Source organism: Mesorhizobium sp. LNJC391B00 (assembly GCF_000502535.1).
In the GTDB taxonomy this organism is placed as follows: Bacteria; Pseudomonadota; Alphaproteobacteria; order Rhizobiales; family Rhizobiaceae; genus Mesorhizobium.
On sequence record NZ_AYWI01000022.1, the window covers coordinates 21,471 to 41,022 of the forward strand.

19 protein-coding genes and 1 pseudogene are annotated in these 19,552 nt (G+C 60.3%); 5 read left to right on the forward strand and 15 right to left on the reverse strand.

Going from position 1 to position 19,552, the window contains the following annotated elements:
• Nucleotides 1-9: 9 nt before the first annotated feature.
• The 14 genes from X750_RS135470 to X750_RS135405 form a co-directional block, all read right to left on the reverse strand.
• Nucleotides 10-903: an SIR2 family protein gene (locus tag X750_RS135470; protein ID WP_031243748.1), complete on the reverse strand. Its 894-nt coding sequence runs from the start codon at nt 901-903 to the stop codon at nt 10-12.
• A 32-nt stretch (nt 904-935) separates the two neighbouring features.
• Nucleotides 936-1,148 (reverse strand): putative nitrogen fixation protein NifT, encoded by a 213-nt coding sequence (gene nifT / locus X750_RS135465; RefSeq protein ID WP_023672220.1) that lies wholly within the window; start codon nt 1,146-1,148, stop codon nt 936-938.
• A gap of 12 nt (nt 1,149-1,160) precedes the next feature.
• On the reverse strand, nt 1,161-1,466 hold the full coding sequence (locus X750_RS135460) for a nitrogen fixation protein NifZ (RefSeq protein ID WP_023748899.1): 306 nt from the start codon (nt 1,464-1,466) through the stop codon (nt 1,161-1,163).
• A gap of 98 nt (nt 1,467-1,564) precedes the next feature.
• Nucleotides 1,565-1,759 carry a 4Fe-4S dicluster domain-containing protein gene (locus tag X750_RS135455; protein ID WP_023672218.1) on the reverse strand — a complete coding sequence of 65 codons (195 nt, stop codon included), beginning with the start codon at nt 1,757-1,759 and terminating at the stop codon, nt 1,565-1,567.
• A 31-nt stretch (nt 1,760-1,790) separates the two neighbouring features.
• A complete protein-coding gene (gene nifB / locus X750_RS135450) occupies nt 1,791-3,269 on the reverse strand; it encodes a nitrogenase cofactor biosynthesis protein NifB (RefSeq protein ID WP_023731289.1) in 1,479 nt (492 codons plus the stop codon).
• 960 nt (nt 3,270-4,229) lie between these two features.
• Nucleotides 4,230-4,529: a ferredoxin family protein gene (locus X750_RS135445; RefSeq protein ID WP_023687351.1), complete on the reverse strand. Its 300-nt coding sequence runs from the start codon at nt 4,527-4,529 to the stop codon at nt 4,230-4,232.
• A gap of 11 nt (nt 4,530-4,540) precedes the next feature.
• On the reverse strand, nt 4,541-5,848 hold the full coding sequence (locus X750_RS135440; RefSeq protein WP_023687350.1) for an FAD-binding protein: 1,308 nt from the start codon (nt 5,846-5,848) through the stop codon (nt 4,541-4,543).
• 10 nt (nt 5,849-5,858) lie between these two features.
• A complete protein-coding gene (locus X750_RS135435; RefSeq protein WP_023685019.1) occupies nt 5,859-6,968 on the reverse strand; it encodes an electron transfer flavoprotein subunit alpha/FixB family protein in 1,110 nt (369 codons plus the stop codon).
• 17 nt (nt 6,969-6,985) lie between these two features.
• Entirely contained in the window at nt 6,986-7,837 is an 852-nt protein-coding gene (locus X750_RS135430; protein WP_023727118.1) for an electron transfer flavoprotein subunit beta/FixA family protein, read from the reverse strand.
• A 185-nt stretch (nt 7,838-8,022) separates the two neighbouring features.
• A complete protein-coding gene (nifW, locus tag X750_RS135425; RefSeq protein WP_023687348.1) occupies nt 8,023-8,403 on the reverse strand; it encodes a nitrogenase stabilizing/protective protein NifW in 381 nt (126 codons plus the stop codon).
• Entirely contained in the window at nt 8,400-9,608 is a 1,209-nt protein-coding gene (gene nifV / locus X750_RS135420; protein ID WP_023727119.1) for a homocitrate synthase, read from the reverse strand. Before nifV ends, nifW begins: the two co-directional genes overlap by 4 nt.
• Before the next feature lie 25 nt (nt 9,609-9,633).
• Nucleotides 9,634-10,800: a cysteine desulfurase NifS gene (nifS, locus tag X750_RS135415; protein WP_023672209.1), complete on the reverse strand. Its 1,167-nt coding sequence runs from the start codon at nt 10,798-10,800 to the stop codon at nt 9,634-9,636.
• Between the two features lie 36 nt (nt 10,801-10,836).
• Nucleotides 10,837-11,187 (reverse strand): hypothetical protein, encoded by a 351-nt coding sequence (locus X750_RS1000000166160; protein ID WP_155923868.1) that lies wholly within the window; start codon nt 11,185-11,187, stop codon nt 10,837-10,839.
• 55 nt (nt 11,188-11,242) lie between these two features.
• Nucleotides 11,243-11,563, reverse strand: a complete 321-nt coding sequence (locus X750_RS135405; RefSeq protein ID WP_023672207.1) for an iron-sulfur cluster assembly accessory protein — start codon at nt 11,561-11,563, stop codon at nt 11,243-11,245.
• 536 nt (nt 11,564-12,099) lie between these two features.
• On the opposite strand from X750_RS135405, the gene hemP reads away from it, so the two are divergent.
• From hemP to X750_RS135390, 5 genes are all read left to right on the forward strand, one after another.
• The gene (gene hemP, locus X750_RS1000000166165; RefSeq protein ID WP_023685012.1) at nt 12,100-12,204 is read left to right on the forward strand and encodes a hemin uptake protein HemP; all 105 of its coding nucleotides are present in this window, start codon (nt 12,100-12,102) and stop codon (nt 12,202-12,204) included.
• Between the two features lie 30 nt (nt 12,205-12,234).
• Nucleotides 12,235-13,326: a hemin-degrading factor gene (locus X750_RS135400; RefSeq protein ID WP_023672205.1), complete on the forward strand. Its 1,092-nt coding sequence runs from the start codon at nt 12,235-12,237 to the stop codon at nt 13,324-13,326.
• An 844-nt stretch (nt 13,327-14,170) separates the two neighbouring features.
• Nucleotides 14,171-15,388, forward strand: a complete 1,218-nt coding sequence (locus tag X750_RS135395) for a cytochrome P450 (RefSeq protein WP_023727121.1) — start codon at nt 14,171-14,173, stop codon at nt 15,386-15,388.
• Nucleotides 15,389-15,427: 39 nt separating this feature from the next.
• Nucleotides 15,428-15,628 carry a ferredoxin gene (locus X750_RS1000000165295; protein WP_084567213.1) on the forward strand — a complete coding sequence of 67 codons (201 nt, stop codon included), beginning with the start codon at nt 15,428-15,430 and terminating at the stop codon, nt 15,626-15,628.
• A gap of 368 nt (nt 15,629-15,996) precedes the next feature.
• The gene (locus X750_RS135390; RefSeq protein ID WP_245271918.1) at nt 15,997-16,560 is read left to right on the forward strand and encodes a nitrogen fixation protein NifQ; all 564 of its coding nucleotides are present in this window, start codon (nt 15,997-15,999) and stop codon (nt 16,558-16,560) included.
• Between the two features lie 1,585 nt (nt 16,561-18,145).
• Here X750_RS135390 and X750_RS01000000163475 read toward each other — a convergent pair.
• Nucleotides 18,146-19,278 (reverse strand): annotated as a pseudogene (locus tag X750_RS01000000163475) (IS256 family transposase); the annotation flags it as partial.
• Between the last annotated feature and the right edge of the window lie 274 nt (nt 19,279-19,552).

Consider the following 19,552-nt stretch of genomic DNA (forward strand, 5'->3'; position numbering starts at 1 on the left):
ATCCCGTCCTCAACCTGCAGCCGTGCCCGTTCCCACAAGCCGAGCCGCCGCTTGACTTAGTGGCATGTCGATCACCGTGATTCCGCTTGCCGCAAGAAAACGCGCTTCGTTTCTGGTCAGGGTTTCCGCGTCCATTACGGTGCAATAGGGACCGCGGGAGCGCTTCATGATCTGTCTGGCGTAGGTGCGCAGCATCTGATCGTTGAAGCGGCAGCCAACGAAGAAAAATCCACGGGTGATGCGCCGTTCCTTCACAGCGTCTGGGATCGGTGTCTGGATATCAATTTCGGACAGGACTTCGACGTAGTCGGAATCTGCGACGAGAAAGTTTTGCGCGGGCTTAATACTCCCGTGAGGTGAATAGAGAACCGTCTTGGCCCCCAATCGGGGGTCGAGCTCCCTCCCGGACAAATCGTAGGTTTTCGTCCAAATGTTGCCGATTTCATTCGCGCGCGTGACGCCTTGTATCTCAACGACGTCCGTTCGGCCGGTCTCTACCAGAGCCGTGCGCATCGCGCTGTCATACCAGCTGTCGATGATGAGGGAGAGTGGCAGCCTTGCGAGCCAGGCGTGGAAGGGGGTCGGCCCCACCGGCGCTGCGAATATGTCGGTCATCCAAGCTTGAAGCGCCCGGCGATGCCGGCGCTGTTCGATGAACTGTGCAACCGACCACATATTGGTGCGGATCCTGGAAGGGGCTGGAGCCCGTGCATTGAGTGCCGCGGCAACAACCTCCGGGGTATGCGGCACAGGCGGTTCCACACAGTTCAACTCAAGAAGACCCGGACCGAGATAGGGGATCACCTCATCGGCGGCGAGCGCTTCCTTCGCCAGGTCAAGCAGCTTTTCAGCAAAACTGTCCCGCACAATGACGAGGTGGCCCGATGTCAGGATCGTGTTCATCTCGTTTCCTCGCGACGCACCTAGGGGCAGCATCAGCCCTCTTCGGAAATCTTCCTTGCCTCGACGGTGATCGGCAGACGCGTATCATGTGGGAGATCGGGTAGGAGGAGCCGCCACCCGTTCCTGAGCGTGACCGTTCCGCCCCACAACTCTTCCTTCTCGAGTTTGATGATCGGCTCTTCGAGGTCCTTTTTGGGGACATACGCCGACAAACCAGCATCGGTCCTGCGGATCATGACTTTCATCTGGCCGTCCCTTCATTGGTATTGCTTTTCAGCACTGCAGGGCGCCTCGGCCTCGTCGAGGCTCATCAGTTCACGCGCTCGCATACCGACGACGGTGCCACGGTCGATCCACTCGACCGCATAGATGAAGAACTGCTGGAGAAAGGTGCCAATGTCGCGCACATATCCCTCGTCCCCCTTCCGCACGAGATTTTCGCCGATCTCCCTGCCAGGATAGGTGCCGTCATTCTTTATGTGGCGAGTGGCACGTACCCGCTCTCCCGGCATGAATCGTGGAGGCCTGCGGATTTCGATCTCCTCTTCGCGTCCGAGCGACATGTCCGTTCCCTGATTTCTCTTGCGGCTGAGATTCCGAACAAGGCGTTCCAGGCGTCCTGCGTAGACAGCCCCCAACCATGTCGGCAGTCCAATGTCCGTTACGCAGGAACGCAGGTCTTCGGCACCGGACATACCGAGGCACATTGCTGCGCATCGAAGACCCCCTCGCATTCGGTGCACTTCTGTGACTCGATCACGTAGCTCTCGCCTTTGAACTTGATCGCGCCGGAAGGACATTCGAATTCGCAGGCGCCGCATTGGGTGCATTGGGATGCGATGATCTTGAAAGCCATTTTAACTCCTGGTCCGAATGAATGAGACAGCTCAGGCCGTCGCCGCGAGTGTGGGGGTCCCAGATGCGGCGATGTAAATCGCGCTGATTGCTGTCTCGATATAGTCATGGGCACAGGCGTCGGTGGCTCTGATTCCAGCCTCCGCGAGCTGATCCTGCGGGCAATTTCCAATCTTGGCGCACAGTACGATATCTATGCCTTCAAGCGCTGCGATGACGCCATCGAGGGCGGCTTCTGCGCCCCAGCCGCCAAGGCAATACTTGTCCACCTTCCGATGCCCGACGAAGCTGATCCCTTTCAGCGAGGCTTGATAAACCTGGAATTCCTTCGCATGGCCGAAATGCTCATTGACGCGGCCGCCGCCCTTGGTCGCCACCGCGAAGAGAAGGGACTTGCCGGGGCTCGCTGCCTTGACCAATCCGATCGCTTCTCTCCTAGCCTCGACGTGATCACGGCGCTCCTCCGCGACCAGCTCCCGATAGGCCTTGCGTTTGCTGGCATCGTAGGTGACCTCGCCGGGAATCCGGTCGACTGTGAATTCCTGGCCACGATCTTCTCCGAGCAGGCCCACGGCATCTGCCCGGCACTGCCGGCAGTGGCGCATCAACTGGGCGCCGTTTTCGACACGATCCTGAAGAGCCTTCATCTCCATTGCGTTTGGGCCGCGCTGCCCGCTCAGACCGTAGTGCGTGCCGTGGGCCGGGTCCGAAATCAGCGGCATAAGGTTGTGCAGGAACGCGCCTCGGTCCTTAATCCATCTATTCACCTCGATCAGATGCTCATCATTCACGCCCGGGATCACCACCGAGTTGATTTTGGTGAGGATGCCCCGCGCGGTCAGCATCTCCAGGCCCAACATCTGCCGCTGGTGCAGGATCCGGGTGGCTTCAATGCCGACGTAGCGGCGATGATCGTGAAAGATCCAAGGATAGATCTTTGCACCGACCTCAGGGTCGACCATGTTGATCGTGATCGTCACGTGATCGACATTCATGTCAGCAAGCTCATCGACATGGTCGGGCAGCGCCAGCCCATTCGTGGATATGCAAAACTTGATGTCTGGGATTTCCCTGGCGACCCTGGCGAAGGTCGCCTTCGTCTTCTTCCAGTCGTAGCAGGCGTCGCCCGGTCCGGCGATGCCGAGCACGGAAAGCTGCGGCACCTCATTGGCGACCGCGATCACCTTGCGTAGCGCCTGGTCGGGCGTCAGCTTTTCAGAGGCCACCCCAGGCCGGCTTTCGTTGGCGCAGTCATATTTGCGATTGCAGTAGTTGCACTGGATGTTGCAGCCCGGCGCGACCGCGACGTGCATACGCGCGAAATAGTGATGCGCCTCTTCTGAAAAGCAGGGGTGATCCTTGATCTTCTCCCAGACAGCCGGATCCGTGTCGTCGGGCTTTGTCGACGAGCCGCAGGACGAAGACGCGCAGCCCCCGAGTTTCATGGTGCCAAGCAACTGGTCACCGAATGTCGTGCTGAGGCTCTCAAGCGAAATTGCCGGTGCAGACATGAACGGCTCCGTTGCTGCGTGATGTCGCAGTTCAAAGCGCAAGAGCTATGCCAGCTCAAAGAGCTGTTTCGGTTCACGAATAGGCTTCTCGTGTCAGATTCCTTCGGATTGCTCCGACACACCTTTGTCGGGCTTACGACAGTGGACAAGCAAATAGGGTCGCGAGGCTAGCAGCCTCGGGCGCGCAGAGTGTGAGCGAGACCACTCCGGGCTGCTTACGCTTGACGTCATCACGACGTCCCGAATTTCTTAACCTTGACACCATGCCGGCGCAGGGCGTACCCGATTATCCAGGGCGTGAGGCCAGGGATACGAGCCGCCCTGGAAGAACCCAACCGGCCTAGTCAATCGCGTCGATCAGCCGGTTGCGTGCCGTCAGATGCGGGCGACAAGCGGCATGGTTCGGATGCGGCCGTAAGAGGAGATACCTTGCTGCGGAGGCGCCGATGCGACTGGCCGGCAGCCGCAATTCGCTTGATCTGTTACGGCCTGTGATATGAGGCGGCGAGTGCCTGATTGAGGTGCGTGGGTATTGCCGGCAGTGGCGGCAATCTCCGGCTCTCCTTCAGCGTCCAGGACGACGATCGCTCAATTACCCGTCTGCAGAAACGTGGGCAGGACGTTCACGACAATTGGCCAGCGTATGGCGAGCGTAATCTCCAGCTCGCTCGGGGCGGTCAGCACCTTCACATATCGTAGAGTCCCTGAGCGGGTATCTGCTTAGGGCATGCTCGATGGGCGGTTCAGGGCCTCGTCGACCCGATCTGCGGCCCGGTGGCTCATAGAGACGACTTCAGCGGTTGTCGTCCAGAGTGAACCTGCATTTTTTATCTGAGGCTGAATTATGCAAGAACAGTATTCGTGCAATTTCTCTTCATTTATTGGCGATTAAAGCAAAAAATGGCATGGCCGAGACTCAGCTGTACTGGATGATCGCCGCCTTAAGTGTGCGTGCGCCGGTCATCCGAATTTAAAGAGGATTCCGAAACCGCCGCGTGGATAGTTCCACTCGATCTCACCACTCGTCTCGCACAAAATCCGGCAGGTGCCGCACTCCATGCAGCCGTCGGCAGTGATCTCCACTTGACCCTTGTCGTTCAACTCATAACATTTCGCCGGGCAGACGTGGGTCAGCGCGAGCAAATTCGCGCTCGGCTTCTGGTGCGGTCGCACTTTGATGTGCGGGCGGCCGGAATCCACCAAGTAGCGGTTCTGGTAAAGCTTGTCCTCGACACGTGACTTCGTCGCTGCGCTGGTCATATCGTCTCCCCTCAGCGCCACGCCAATGCAAGGCGGACCGCGTCGCTGACCAGCCCCCAGCGCGAGCGCGCCTTGATGAAGGCCGCCGTGGTCGCCTTTTCCTTCTCGATCTTCGGCGTGCCGTCGACACGCATGAAGTTCTGCGCAGCTTGCGACATCAACCGCGGATAAGTCGTGAAATAATTGCTGGAATTGGTGTGGAGCAAGGCCGGCATGTCTTTGTATTTCCTCAGGTCCTTGACCACGAAGGACTTGTCCAGCATGGCTTTGTAAAGGGCGAGATTCCGTTTGTTCATCGGACCGTTGCGGCTCTTGACCTCGACGATTGCCTCAGCCGCAATGCGGCCGGAGGTCATGGCGAGGTTCGAACCCTCGCGGTGAATCGCGTTGTTCAGTTGCGCGGCATCGCCGACCACGACCCAACCATCGCCAAAGAGCTGCGGAATAGCCTTGTAGCCGCCTTCGGGAATGAGGTGTGCGGAATATTCTTTCACTTCCGAGCCGGCGATCAGCGGCCGGATCGAAGGATGGCTCTTCAAGGCATCAAGGAGAACGTAGGGGCTCTCGACCATCGCGGCAAAATCGGAGACGAGGCAGCCAATGCCCAGTGAGATGGACTCCTTGTTGGTATAGAGGAAGCCGAGCCCGGCCATGCTGCGGGAGGTCGTGCCCACCGCCTCGATCACGCAGCCCTCATCGCCCTTTACGCCGAACCGCTGCTCAATGACCTCTTCGGGCAAGAAATGCATTTCCTTGACGGCGAGGGCGACGGTTTGCGGCTTTGGCATCTCGCGCAGGCCTGCTCGAGTGCCAAGCAGTCCGCAGACACCTTCTGCGAGAACGACCACGTCCGCGTAGATGGCCCCGCCCGCCCGGTCTGTGCGGACGCCGATCACCCTGTCCTTGGCATCACGGATGAGTTCCGTCACGGTCGTCTCGCACAGAACGGTCGCGCCGGCCGCGCGCACCTTACGCGAAAACCATTTATCGAACTGGGCACGGATGATCGTGTATCGGTTGGGCTTCGCCTCATTGAAGTCGTCCGACCTATAGTGAATCCCGGTATGGGATGTGTCGTCCATCACCCAAAGCCGCTGTTCAACCAAATGCCGCTCGAGAGGCGCATCATCCCGGAAATCCGGGATGATCTTCTCCAGCATGTTCGCGTACATGATGGCACCCTGGACATTCTTGGAGCCCGGGTATTCACCCCGCTCCAACTGCAGCACCTTCAGGCCATGGCTGGCCATGGTGTAAGCAGCTGCGTTTCCGGACATGCCTGCCCCAACAACAATGGCGTCGAAGTTTTCCTCGATCATGTCCATCCCCTTAGCTCGAAAGCTTATCGCGACTGTGGGGCGACAGCCGCCGGGTGAAGGCTTCCGTCAGTGCGGGCAGGAAGCGGATCGCGTCGGTGACGATTCCGAGGTGAGCGAAATCGAAAATCGGCGCGTTCGGGTCGGTGTTGATGGCCACGATGAGATCCGCCCCCTCCACGCCAACCCGATGCTGGACGGCGCCGGAAATCCCGGCCGCTATGTAAAGCTTCGGCCGGATCGTCTTGCCAGTTTGGCCGATCTGCCGATCAGCTGGCATCCAGCTCTTCTGGACTAACGGACGCGAACAGCCGTGCTCGGCGCCGATTGCTCGTGCGAGGTTCTTCACAAGCTGCAGGTTCTCCGCCGCGCCAAGACCAAGGCCTCCCGCAACCACGACGTCGGCATAGGCAAGGTTTGCCTTCGCCGACTGATTGTCCGGCAGGAAGCCGAGGACTTTGGTAGCGATCTCGTCCTCGGCAAGCGAAAGCTTGTGCCGGATGACACGCCCGACCGGTTTATCCGTCCGCTGCGGCATGGGCATGACCCTCGGCCGCACGGTCGCCATCTGCGGGCGGAAATTGAGCGTATAGATCGTGCACAACAAGGAACCGCCGAAAGTCGGACGCGTGGCGGCGAGCGAACTGTCGGTATCTACATCGAGTTCGGTGCAGTCGGCCGTGAGCCCCGTCTGCAAGGTCGTCGCCACGGAGCCGGCAAGATCCCTGCCCAGTGTGGTGGCACCGAGAAGAAGGATTTCGGGTTTGTGGGTATCGACCAGATCCGTCAACGCCTTGGTGAAAGGTTCATTCCGATAGTCGGCGAGCAGGGGCGCCTCGGCGATGTAGACAAGGTCAGCGCCATACGCGAATGCTTCGGCAACGGCGTTCCCCACGGCCTCTCCCGGCGGTCCAAGCACGACACCTGCAAGCTGGACCTGAAGCTTGTCTGCTAAGTTGCGGCCTTCGCCGAGCAGTTCGAACGATACCGGATGGACCTCGCCACGTTCGAGCTCGATGAAAACCCAAACGTGCCGATAGTCCTTGAAATGGGCGGGCAATTCCTTCTTTATGCCGGCGCGGCCGGCGGCAGGGCGAGGGGTTTCTCCGTTCGCGGTCGACATCGTTTTGCTCCTTGCCGTCACGCGCCGCCGTTAAAGGCGAGCTCATGTTCCAGCGCCGGCTGGCGGGTGAAGATTGCGGTGATGAGTTCGTCAGCGACATCGCGCAAGGCCTTCTCGGCGGTGTCGATTTGTGCCGCCTTTTCAGCTCGAGCAGGAGGGGCGAAAACACGTTTGACGACCGTCGGTGAACCGCGCAGGCCGCATTTGGTGAGATCCTCAATGCCGGCGTCGGCCGCGCTCCATTTCAAGACCTGGCTGCGCGCGGCGCACAAGGCGTCCTGGATCGAGCCCCGGCGGATCTCGTTTGTGCCTTCCAGCATGGTGATGAGGCAAGGGAGCCTGCTCTTCAGCATCTGTGTGCCGCCTTCGGAACGGCGCTCGACCTTGATCTCGCGTGCAGCAAGGTCGACAGAAGGGATCTTCGCGACATAGGTCAGTTGCAGGAGTCCGAGGCGCTTGGCGATGCCGGGCCCGACCTGGGCGGTGTCGCCATCGATCGTCTGCTTGCCGGTGAAGACGAGGTCTGGCGTGCCGAACGTCTCGCCAATCTTCGCGATTGCCTGGGAAAGGGCGAACGAGGTTGCCAGCGTGTCGGAGCCGGCAAAATAGCGGTCGGTCAAGAGCACCGCTCGGTCGGCGCCGTAACCGAGCGCCTTGCGCAGCGCGTCCTCTGCCATGGGCGGACCCATGGTGAGCACAGTGACTTCGCCGCCATGTGCGTCGCGCAGTCTGAGCGCTTCTTCGAGGGCGAACAGGTCGTAAGGGTTGATGATGGTCGGAACACCCTGGCGCATGATCGTGTTCGTGACCGGATGGACCCTTATCTGTGTCGAGTCCGGCACCTGCTTGATGCAGATTACAATGTGCATTGGCGGTTTCTCTAGGCTCCTGTCCGGGTCCGGCATTGCGGTTATCTCCTTTGTCCGCATTATTCGTGCCAAGTCTCTTGCGCTCCCCCTTTCCTACAACTTCGGCTGGTTGCTTCTGACGGCGCTGTGGTGATGACCGCATTTGGCGGCTGCTCGACATTGTCGCGTCGCACCCTTGTCGCCGATCATTCCCGTCCGAACCGCTTCAGTACCGAGTCGAACGGAACAAAGGTGTGACCCGGCGCGGCAGGTTTGTTCGGATCGTGGTCCTTGAGCACCTTGAAAATCCGATGCGTGAGCGGCGAGGAAATCGCAAAGTCCTCGTAAGCGCGTTCGAGCGTCGCGCGCACCCTCGCGGCAATCACCTGGTCGGGCAGACCGGAGAAATCTTCTTCGGCGAGGTATTGGCCCACACGCTTCATGATATGGAGCCGCGAGACATTCAGTACCTTCGGGTCATAGGCGACGCCTAGGACTGAGAAGAATTCCTCTGCAGCCGACAAGCGCTTCAGTCGTGCGAGGATGTCGGTGACATCCATGGGGCGGCTGTCAGCGGAACAATTCATTGCATTCTTCCTGGTCGCAAAACTGTGGCCTCTGTGCGCTCGCGCACGGCTGACTTGGACCCGCACAGCTCGATGAGGGATGCCTCGCTGCACATTCCATCGTAGAGCTCGACCAGTCGAGTTGCAGTGACGGTCGATTTGGTCTCGGCCGCCTCGCGTCGGACGCGGGCCACCATCGCGGCTGCCAGATCCGGGTCGAGATCGCGACCGCTTTCGCTCAGCACATGGGCAATCGCAGTCGCGCCGGAATGCTTGCCGATGACGATCCGCCGGCAGCGGCCCACGAGAGTCGGATCGAGCCCCTGATAAGTACGCGAGTCCTTCAGCAGCCCTGCGACGTGAATGCCGGATTCGTGGGTGAAAACATCGGCGCCGACGACCGGCTTAGTGGCTGCGGTCTGCCGGCGGGCGGCCCAAGCCACCTGGGCGGCGAGGCCGGGCAATGCGGTCAGCTCAATGCCGGTGTCTGCGCCGTCGAAGACTGCCATTGCGGCGGCCACCTCCTCCAGCGCGGCATTGCCCGCACGCTCGCCGAGCCCCAGGACGGTGACGGAGGCATGGCGCGCGCCTGCGCGGATCGCCGCCAGCGTGTTGGCGCCAGCAAGTCCGAGATCGTTGTGCGCATGAAATTCAAGGTCGATTGGAGACTGCACCACGAGCTGGGCGACAAGTTCGAAGGTCGAAAACGGGTCGAGAACACCGACTGTGTCGGCCAGCCTCACGCGGCTTGCGCCGGCGCGTGCGGCCGTCTCGATGACGCGGGCGAGATGATCCCGATTGGCCCGCGAGGCATCCTCGCAGCCCACCGCGACGAAGAAGCCGGCATCGGCGGCGCGCCTGACCATATGATCGATGACCTGGAGCGCTCCCGCCTTGTCGAGGCCGAGCTTGGCGGCAAGTTGGATGTCCGACGCAGGCAGCGACAAATTGACCGCTTGGACGCCGCTCTCGATCGCTGCATCGAGATCCAACGACGTCATCCGGCACCAGGCCATGAGCCGAACCGGAAGACGCCGCGCTACCACGGCGCGAATTGTTTCCATCTCGTCGACGCCCATGACCGGCGTGCCGATCTCGATCTCTGTCACGCCAGCCGCCGCAAGAGACTCAGCGATCTCCAGCTTTTCCGTCGTGGTGAAGGCGACGCCCGGCGCCTGCTCGCCATCGCGCAAGGTCGTATCGTTGAGGGAGACATGACCGGTCATGACAGGCAGCCTGTTCTTCTGCGGCTCACGCATAGACCGGACTACCCGGCCCAGAACCGGAAAAGCTGCGCAGCTTCCCCACGATTCCCGGCATGACCTCGAGCACCCGGTCGATGTCCTCTTCGCTGTTGTCCCGCGCCAAGGAGAAGCGGACTGCCGCGTGTGGCGTTTTCATCGCGCTTAGGACATGGCTTGGTTCCAGAGAGCCGGAGGTGCAGGCCGAGCCAGAGGAACACGCGATGCCAATGCGGCTGAGGAGAAGTGGAATTCCATCACTTTCGACATGTTCGAAGGAGATGTTTGCGGTGTTGGGCAACCGTTGCAAGGGATCACCAGTGACACAGGTGCTTGGGATGCGCTGGAGGATCCCGCCCTCCAGGCGATCGCGGAGCGACTTTACCCGTGTGGTCTCGTCGTCCATGAATTTCAAGGCGAGTTCGGCCGCCGTGCCGAGCCCGGCTATGCCGGGCGTATTCTCGGTTCCAGCACGCCGGTTGTGCTCTTGGTGACCCCCCTTGATCAGCGAATGGAAATCGACGCCACGTTTTACGAAAAGCGCACCGATCCCTTTCGGCCCGTGCAGCTTGTGGCCGGAGAGCGACAGCATGTCGATTGCGGTCGACTTCAGGTCCATCGGAAGCTTGCCGACCGCCTGCACAGCATCGGTATGGAATAGGGCGCCCACTTCCTTGGCCAACTCGGAAAGCCTTGCCACGGGGAAGATCACACCAGTCTCGTTGTTCGCCCACATTATTGACACGATTGCAACCTGTGGGGTGAGGGCGGCCATATAGGCGTCGAGATCGAGCCGACCACGGCAATCCACCGGGATCCTGTGCACCTTGAGGCGGCGGGTCTTCTCAAGATGCTCGCAGAGCGTCAGCACGGCGGGATGCTCGACCGCGGACGTCACGATCTCGGTTCGGTTGGGCGCCGCCTCGAGCGCTGAAAGAAGCGCTGCATTGTCGCTTTCTGTCCCACCCGAGGTGAAAGTGATCTCATCCTCGAACTCCGCGCCGATCAGAGCTTGCAACTGCCTCCGCGCCTTTCTCACCGCCGCACTGACTGAGGCGCCAAGAGCGTGTGCCGACGAAGGGTTGCCGAATTGATCCCTAAAGAACGGCAACATCGCTTGCACGACCTCAGGATCGACCCGTGTGGTTGCGTTGTTGTCGAGGTAGACAGGCTTCATAGGTGCGATCCTCAGTTAAACAGAATGACGCGAGCGCTAGACCGACTCGTTGAGCCTCTGGCGCATGCCGTTGATGATCATTTGAACTGGCAGTGCGCGCAGGCGCCCGGAGTGTTTGACGTAAACCGGATCTCCGTCGATATGGACATGTTCGCAGTGGCCGTAGGTCAGCCGGCAGGTAAGGACGCCCGAACGCGATAACGCTACCGATGAGCCGAATTTGGCGCAGCGGCGCGATTTGTCCGCAAGCAGCTCGGGTGCCACCAGGAACCGAGCTGCTTCGGGAGGCGACGTTCTTTGAATCCTACTGGGAGCGAATGGCAGTCCCGAGATCGGCTTTGACCTTGTCTTGTTTTTTAGGACGGGGACATCTGTTGTGCCGGCCATATAAGTCTCCTCTGCCGCAAAATCACTCTGTCGGCCGCACAGGCGCTTCGGGCGCTTAACTGAAGGACTTGCCGCAGCCGCACTTTTCGCGCGCATTGGGGTTATCGAAGACAAAACCGGAAGATTGGAGCCCGGTGAGGAAGTCGACGGTCATGCCGGCTACATGGGGTTGGGAGCCCGCGTCCACGAACAGCTTGACCCCATCTGTGTCAGTGATCGCGTCGCCCTCGCGCGACACGCTCTCCAGGCCCATTAAGTATTTGAAGCCTGCGCAGCCGCCGGCCTCGACCATAATGCGAAAGCCTTCCGCCGGCTCGCTGGCACGGCAAAGAGCAGTCTTGAAGGCGGCAACAGCGTTGTCGGTGAGCGTAATCATGGCTCCATTCTCCTCAGTCCGCGACCTGCTTGCCCATCACGTTGCATGCACCGTGCCAAAGCCAAAAAACGTTTCAACACAGCGCGGCATCTCTCGCACTGGTGCCTCTTGATTGCTGATAAGGTGTCGGCCAATCGACACGTGCTGTCGGGTTTGTCGGGTCCGGCACGAGGGATGTTGGCCTGAGTTCTTGGGTGAACTCACATCACCAAGGACAGAACTTCTTCTGAGCTTGCCTCGGCGCAATTGGCACGGTTTTTGAAGCTCCGTTTGGCGAGACGGCAAGAGCATGCCGATCCACAACCATGCCGTGGGTGCCATCGCGATGGATGGGGCGAAGCAAGGGAGTAACATGTCAGGACCGTGGTCAGATACGCGTTGTTGGCAAAGCAGCGCCGCTCGTGGCATCCGAATGCCCGCTTGGCCGATTGCGACAACATCCATACTGGCTCACTACCGCCCAGTAGCCGCCGACCGGCTCGATGGGATGCCATCGGCATGTGGCTGCTCGCCGGTTTTCGCATCGGTGCGACGCCGTGCGCACGCTGTCCAGCGACACCTTGTTCATGGGCCAGCAGCAGATCAGGATCGAGCATTTCGGCGCGCCTTATCGGCTGAAGATTCCCGGGCAGGGCAGATGATCCTCACACGTCGTAGAAACAGGGGTAAGCATGGACCAACGCGAGAAACCGTCGCCCGACGAAATCCGGCGGGCGTGCAAAGACAATCCGAAGATCCGGGAGCATGATCTCGCCGCTCGATTGGGCATTTCGGAAGCCGAGTTGGTCGCGGCGCATTGTGGTCACGGCGCGGTGCGCATCGAGCCGCGCGTCGATGATCTGCTGACCGGCCTCGAAGCGGTCGGCGAGGTGATGGCGGTCACCAGCAACGAAAGTGCCGTGCACCAAAAGATTGGCGTCTACGGCAAAGTGGTCACCGGCAACCAGCATGCCATACTGCTCGGCGACGAGATCGACCTGCGCATCTTCCCGAAAGCGTGGGCGTATGGCTTCGCCGTCGAGAAGCGCGAGGGGGCCGAGATCCGCCGCAGCCTGCAATTCTTTGATGCCACCGGCGAGGCGATGCACAAAGCTCATCTCACGCCCGCCTCGAACCTGCAGGCCTATCAGGATCTGACGGCAGAGCTTGTATCCCCCGACCAGGAGCCGATCATATCGCTCGAGGCGAGCGGGGCGCGCGATAACGCAGTGAGTCCAGACCACGCCACCACGGTCGACGACCTACGCGAGCACTGGGGCCGGCTAAGCGACGTGCATCAGTTCTACCATATGTTGAAGACACTGAAGCTCAGCCGCTGCCAGGCGATGCGTATGGCCGACGAGGATGACGCCTGGCTACTCGACAATGATGCCATTGGCGCCCTGTTCCAACAGGCGGCCGAAGACGAGATGCCGATCATGTGCTTTGTCGGCAATCGTGGTTGCATTCAGATCCATTCCGGCCCGATCAGGTCGGTCAAGCAGATCGGGCCGCGGATCAATGTGCTCGAAGAGACCTTCCATCTGCATCTTAGGACCCATCGCATCCGCGAGGTCTGGGCCGTGCGCAAGCCGACGAGGGATGGTCACGTTACGTCCATTGAAGCCTATGGCGCGGACGGCAAGATGATCATCCAGTTCTTCGGCACGCGCAAGGAAGGCGAACGCGAGGGCAGCGACTGGCGGTTTCTGGCCGAGAGTCTGCCACGCGTTCCCGGTCCGACCTCCAGGGGTGTGTTGACTGCCGACAGGTCCTCGGATTGAATTGGCCGCGATAGGACTCAGCACCACGTTCCGACAGCGGCTCGCGAGCAAATCTAGGTCCATGAGCGGAAAGGATGCCGTCGTAGCGCATGCGCATGGTCAGGTGATGCACGCCGGAATGGACCGCATCTATACAGTCAAGCTGGTCGCCGGTCGGCACCGGTGCGCACGAGTGCATCGCCGTCTGCCGGAAAAGCCTTGCAGCGCCTGCGAGCGATAAAACGCATACGCCATCAGCGCCGAACCGAAGCGCGGCTTGACCTTTTTGATATTTCCGATCGTCTCGCGCAAGCGCCGTCGGGTCTTCTCGGACCGCACCCGATCCTTGCGCTGGATCGCGTCATTGCTCAATCCGGGCCGTGCGAGCGATCTACTCGCTCGTCGACCGGCAGGCTGTGCAGCAACAGCCAAGCCGAACAGCCCGATGTCGCGGGCTCGACAAAACCGACCACGGATGTCGGTTGTCGGACGTTGTCATAAGAATGATGGACAGGTGATCATCAGCGGCAGACCCAGCGCAGGCTGGCATTGCTTGGTGCACCGCCATGGCTACCCTATCCGGCACGCGACTTGCTTCGACAATTTGATCAGCAGGGCAGAGGTGATTGACCAGTCTCTCAACCCTAACGGGGAAGCGGCCGCTTTGCTTCATGACCGGAGCGCGGCGGAGATGCCCCTCTGATCGACTTCGCAACCCATCTCATCCGCGCTGGTGCAGGTGGGCTGTATCAGGCGACAGAATCTATAAGGCGCCCGACAAGAGACGTGCCCATGCTGGAAATCGACTTTATGAACAGCGGTGCAATCTCAATTGAGCCATGAACGCCAATGTAGAGAAAACAAAATGGCGACCAACCCCGTTCCAGATCATGTCCCGCCCGAAATGGTGAGGGACTTCAGCCTGTTTACATCGCCAGGGATGCCACCAACACCCAACGGGGATCCACACGCAGCTGTCGCTTGCGTACATGACGGGCCTCCGATCTTTTACTCCCGCTACAACACGCAAGATGGCCGGGGTACCTGGGTCATCACCCGTGCCGCGGACCAGCGGAAGGTGCTGCAGGACGCAGAGACTTTTTCCAGCCATCGCAGCATCTTCTCCTCCATACTGGGTGAGAACTGGCCGACTATCCCGCTTGAGCTCGATCCACCGGCCCATGGCGTCTTTCGCTCACTGCTTAATCCGCTGCTTTCGCCAAAGCGGGTGTTGGCTTTGGAACCGGCTGTCCGCGAACGGGCGGTCGAGCTGATCGAAAGGATCGCCGCGTCGCGCACAAGCTGCGACGTGATGAAGGATTTTGCCTTTCCTTTCGCGGTGAGCACCTTTCTTCGCTTTCTGGGGTTGCCTGATGACCGACTCGATACATTCGTCGGCTGGGGGAAAGATCTGCTCCACGGCGACGATAAGGAACGACCTGTGGCTGCCCGGACGATCGTGGCATTCATCGACGAACTTGCAGCCATGCGCCGCGATGAGGCGGTTGACGATTTCATGACCTTTATAGTGCAGGCACAGGTCGAGGGCCGCCGGCTGACTGACACCCAAGTCCGCGGCATCGGCGTGCTTGTCTTCGTCGCTGGGCTCGACACGGTCGCAGCAGCTATAGGCTTTGACTTGGCGTACCTCGCACGCAACCTCAAAGATCAGCAATTGCTGCGGAGCGAACCGGACCGCATCCCGCTCGCAACCGAAGAATTGCTGCGGGCCTATCCGCCCATTCAGTTGATCCGCGTGGCCACGAAAGATATCGACTTCGAAGGCGCGCCGATCCGGAAGGGGGACTATGTTTCCTGCGCCACGATGATTGCCAATCGTGACCCGGCGGAATTCGAATGCCCCAACACGATTGATTTGGAGCGGGAGGACAACCGCCACGCAGCGTTTGGCTATGGTCCCCACCGTTGCCTTGGCTCACACCTTGCCCGGCGGGAGATTGTCATTGGCCTGGAGGAGTGGCTGGCGCGCATCCCGGCTTTCAGGATCAAGCAGGGTACGGCGCCGATAACTTCTGGCGGCCATGTGTTCGGGATCGAAAATTTGATCCTGGACTGGTCTTAGGCCCGCCCCGAGCCGGGCACAGACAATGGAGGCAGCGCCATGCGCATCATCGTCCAAAGGGCCAAATGCCAGGGCCACGCGCGATGCGCGGCGCAAGCGCCGGACATCTTCAAACTCGATAATGACGGTTACATCCTGCCTGGTGACATTGAAGTTGCGGAAGGGGAGGAACTGCCTGCATCACGAGGCGTGCGATCCTGTCCTGAACGTGCGCTGGAACTCACCCCCTGCGCGTTTTGAATCGGCCTCATTCAACCGTGAGTCTGGCGGCTTGAACATGTGGCCGCACTCAGCACGCGACCTCTGTCCCGCACGGTTCACGTCCAACTCTGCGGGGCAATTCCGGCGCCAGTGTTCCCCGTGAGGCGCAAACGGCAGGGCAGGGGTTCGCGAACCTCTTCGAATCACAGAATCGCGTCAGAGCCGATGGACCAGACGAGAATTGCCGAACTACTCGACGCGAGGTGACCCGGAGTGCCACGCCGAAGAACTGCCCGACCCATGTTGCGGCAGGCCGGGTCTGTGCATGATTTAATAGGACCATAGCAGGAGAACGCACCATATTTGCCCAACATTATGCCCGGCTCAGCACCGGCCAATGGCCGCAGCTGGAGAGCAGGTTGGACCAGCATGTGCTTGCCTGTGTGCTTTCACGTGCGCTCGAGGAGATCGAGGCCGGCGAGGCGACGGCGACGGAGGCAACCGGACTTTCGCGCGCCGAGTTGCGCGATGTCCTGGTCCGCTGTTTCCCTGCTTTTCCGATCAACGCGTTTGCCTTGGAAGAGGGGAGCGAGCCCGAGCCGGATCTGGAAGAAGAACTTCTGCGCGGACTGCTGCTGGCGCATGCCCGGCCCGACGACAAGGCAAGCGCCCGCTTCGCCAAGATCATCGCCCGGCGTGCCATGCGCAATGACCACCTCTGGCAAGACCTTGGCCTCTTTAGTCGAAGCGACCTCGGCTGCCTGCTCGCCTCGCATTTTCCGACGCTGGCGGCCGGCAACACCCAAAACATGAAATGGAAAAAATACTTTTACCGAAAGCTCTGCGAGGCCGAAGGCTTTTCGCTGTGCAGCTCCCCCAGTTGCCGGGACTGCAATGATTTCGAAAGCTGCTTCGGCCCGGAGGAAGGCGAAAGCCGCCTCACACGGACCAAGGACAACGCCCAGGACTGAGAGCCGCTTGCGTCAGTCGTACAGCGTCAGAGCTCGCGCCGCGCCATCTGTCTGTTGTCAAATCTCGACGGACGCCTTGGGGGATTTGAATACTGTGCGCTCGCGATGCTCGCTTCGGCGGGTCGTCGTCATGGCAGGCGCGAGTCGAATGTTTGTTAGATGCCGCCACAACCTAAGCCGGCATCATCAATCGCTACAAGCGCAAGGAGTTGAAGGACACGTTGCGCGATCTTGAGCAGGCCGGACTTGGTGACCAGCTCGTTAGGTTTTCCAATTCATGAGTGGCTAGAGCGATGGCTGTACTGGCGTTCGATCTCGTTTATTTTTCCGGCCTGACGGCAGACCAACTGCTAGGCAGCGTCATCTCACTTCTGGCGTGTTTGCTCCTTTATAACGCTCTGGCTCCGGACCGAGTTAATCGATAGGTCGGCGGCCGCTCGGCGTCACTGCTAATGCCCTGATACGATTTTAGGAAACGGGGTCTGCAGTGTTTTCTTCCGCTTCGGCGCCACATAGCTTTCAACCAGGCGAAATGCTCGACGTCGACAGTTACCAGCGGCCGTGGGTTGATGGTCACCGTGTTTGGCGCTCAGAACTTCCTCCGTGCTAGTCAATGGCGAGCATCGGAAGCGATTTTGCAGGTTTTGCGCTGACGGGATTCTGGCTCGGCCCGCCGGTCGGGTTCGTCAAAAGGTGCTAATATAGCGTTGTATGTCCGATCGGCGGTAGTAGCCGCTTACTGATCGCCGGACGGTCGATCCCTGAACATTGTTGCACCGCACCTGGGGTGCTTAGGGAATGATATTATCTGACAAATGGAAAAATCACGTAGGAGCAAAGTAAAATTTTATTATATCTGACTCCCGAGAATTACCAAGTAATGATCCAAGAACGAATCTTTAGCGGCCGTTAAGTTGTTTTTCAACTCTAGTGCGTCACTATGGGGTCCGTAGATCCCAAAAAATGTCCCATCCTTTGCAGGGCAACAAGGAGGCGTACCATGGCAAGAATTTTTGAAATTCTTACGGGCAGTCTGACTGCCGGATCTGTTCTCGTAATTCTTTGTATGCCAGCGACTGCAGCTGGAATTAATGTCGGAGGCGTCGGCGGGGTATCCGTCGGCAGCGGAGGCGCCAGCGCTAATGTGGGCGGCAACAGCGGCGCTACGGCTAGCGTGTCCCTAGGCGGTTCTGGGGCAAATGCCGCAGCCTCCGTCGGCGACACTGGCGGAGCGACTGCTTCCATCGGANGACATGACACTCTCCAGTTCCGACAGTGGAAGCCCGCCCGCCGAAAGGTTGGGCGGGCTTTTACAGTCAGCGTTTTTCCATCCGCAGCAGGCAGGATGTTTAGGCGCTTTCGCATATGTAAACGTTCACAGTTAAGGCGCTTTCGGCTTGTAGCCAAGTGTGTAAACGCCTTGTTCTTGAACAAAAAATGTGAGAACGCCTAGTGCTTAGGCGAAAAGCGCCTTACCGGGCGGATATCAGAAAGAACATTGTAATGATCTTGCAACCGCCCGAGGCCGCTTCAGTGGAGCTTGGCGCGATGTTCCTTGGGGAAGGTCATGTAGGCCAGCACGTAGCTCGGCGTCGTCCATGATTGTCGCCAGCTTCGGCACCTTCGGCCGGATCTGGTCGGCGACGGCGCGCCATTGTACGGACGCGGCCTCGGGCGTTTCCTGGGCGAAAGCGGTGGCGATGAAGGCTGAGACGACCCTGCGGCCGCTCTTGCCGGCATGGGCCAGCACGTTCCTCATGAAGTGGACGCGGCACCTCTGCCATNCCTGGGCGAAAGCGGTGGCGATGAAGGCTGAGACGACCCTGCGGCCGCTCTTGCCGGCATGGGCCAGCACGTTCCTCATGAAGTGGACGCGGCACCTCTGCCATGTCGCGCACAGCACCTTGGTGACGGCCGCCTTGAGGCCTTCGTGAGCATCGCAGACGACGAGCTTGACGCCGCGCAGGCCGCGAGTGTCAGCTTGCGCAGGAACTCTGTCCAGATCGGCTCGGCCTCCGAGGTGCCAATCTCCATGCCCAGTACCTCGCGCCGGCCGTCCGCGTTGACGCCGACGGCGATGATAACGGCGACCGAGACGATCCGCCCACCGCGGCGGACCTTCAGGTAAGTGGCGTCGATCCACAGGTATGGCCAATCGCCCTCGATCGGCCGATCGGGGAAGGCTTTCACCTTCCCGTCGATCTCCTCGCACAGCCGCGAGACCTGGCTCTTGGATATGCCGCTCATACCCATGGCCTTGACCAGGTCGCCAACCGACCGGGTCGAGATGCCTTGCACATAAGCTTCCTGGATGACGGCGTTAGCGCCTTCTCGGCCATGCGGCGCGGTTCGAGGAAACCTGGGAAGTAGCTTCCCTTCCTGAGCTTCGGGATGCGCAGCTCGACCGTGCCGGCCCGCGTCTCCCAGTCCCGGTCGCGGTAGCCATTGCGCTGGGCGAGCCGCAGCGGGTTCTTCTCGCCATAGCTGGCGCCGGTGGCCGCGCCCACCTCCATTTGCATCAGTNTCCCAGTCCCGGTCGCGGTAGCCATTGCGCTGGGCGAGCCGCAGCGGGTTCTTCTCGCCATAGCTGGCGCCGGTGGCCGCGCCCACCTCCATTTCCATCAGTCGCTCGGCGGCAAAGCCGATCATCTCCCGCAGCAGATCGGCATCCGGGGTCTTCTCCACGAGCGTGCGCAGGTTCATCATGTCGTCGGTCATCGGTGGCCCTTCCGAAATGGGTTGGCGTCAACAACCAAACCCTACCGGAAAGCGCCGATGACCACCCACACGCCGCTTGCTCGCTACAGCGCTACTAACGGCGCGCTCGTGAGCGGCTTCGCTACCGCCGAGCTACACCACCTGATGGGACACGACCCCTGCATCGGCCGTTGCGGTCTGCTAATCTAAAGGCCGCTTTTGGGTAGTGTGCTGAGAGTTCTGCAAATTCGCTGAGAGGGGGCGGTCATGGCAGGCTGGTGATTGTTCACGTCAC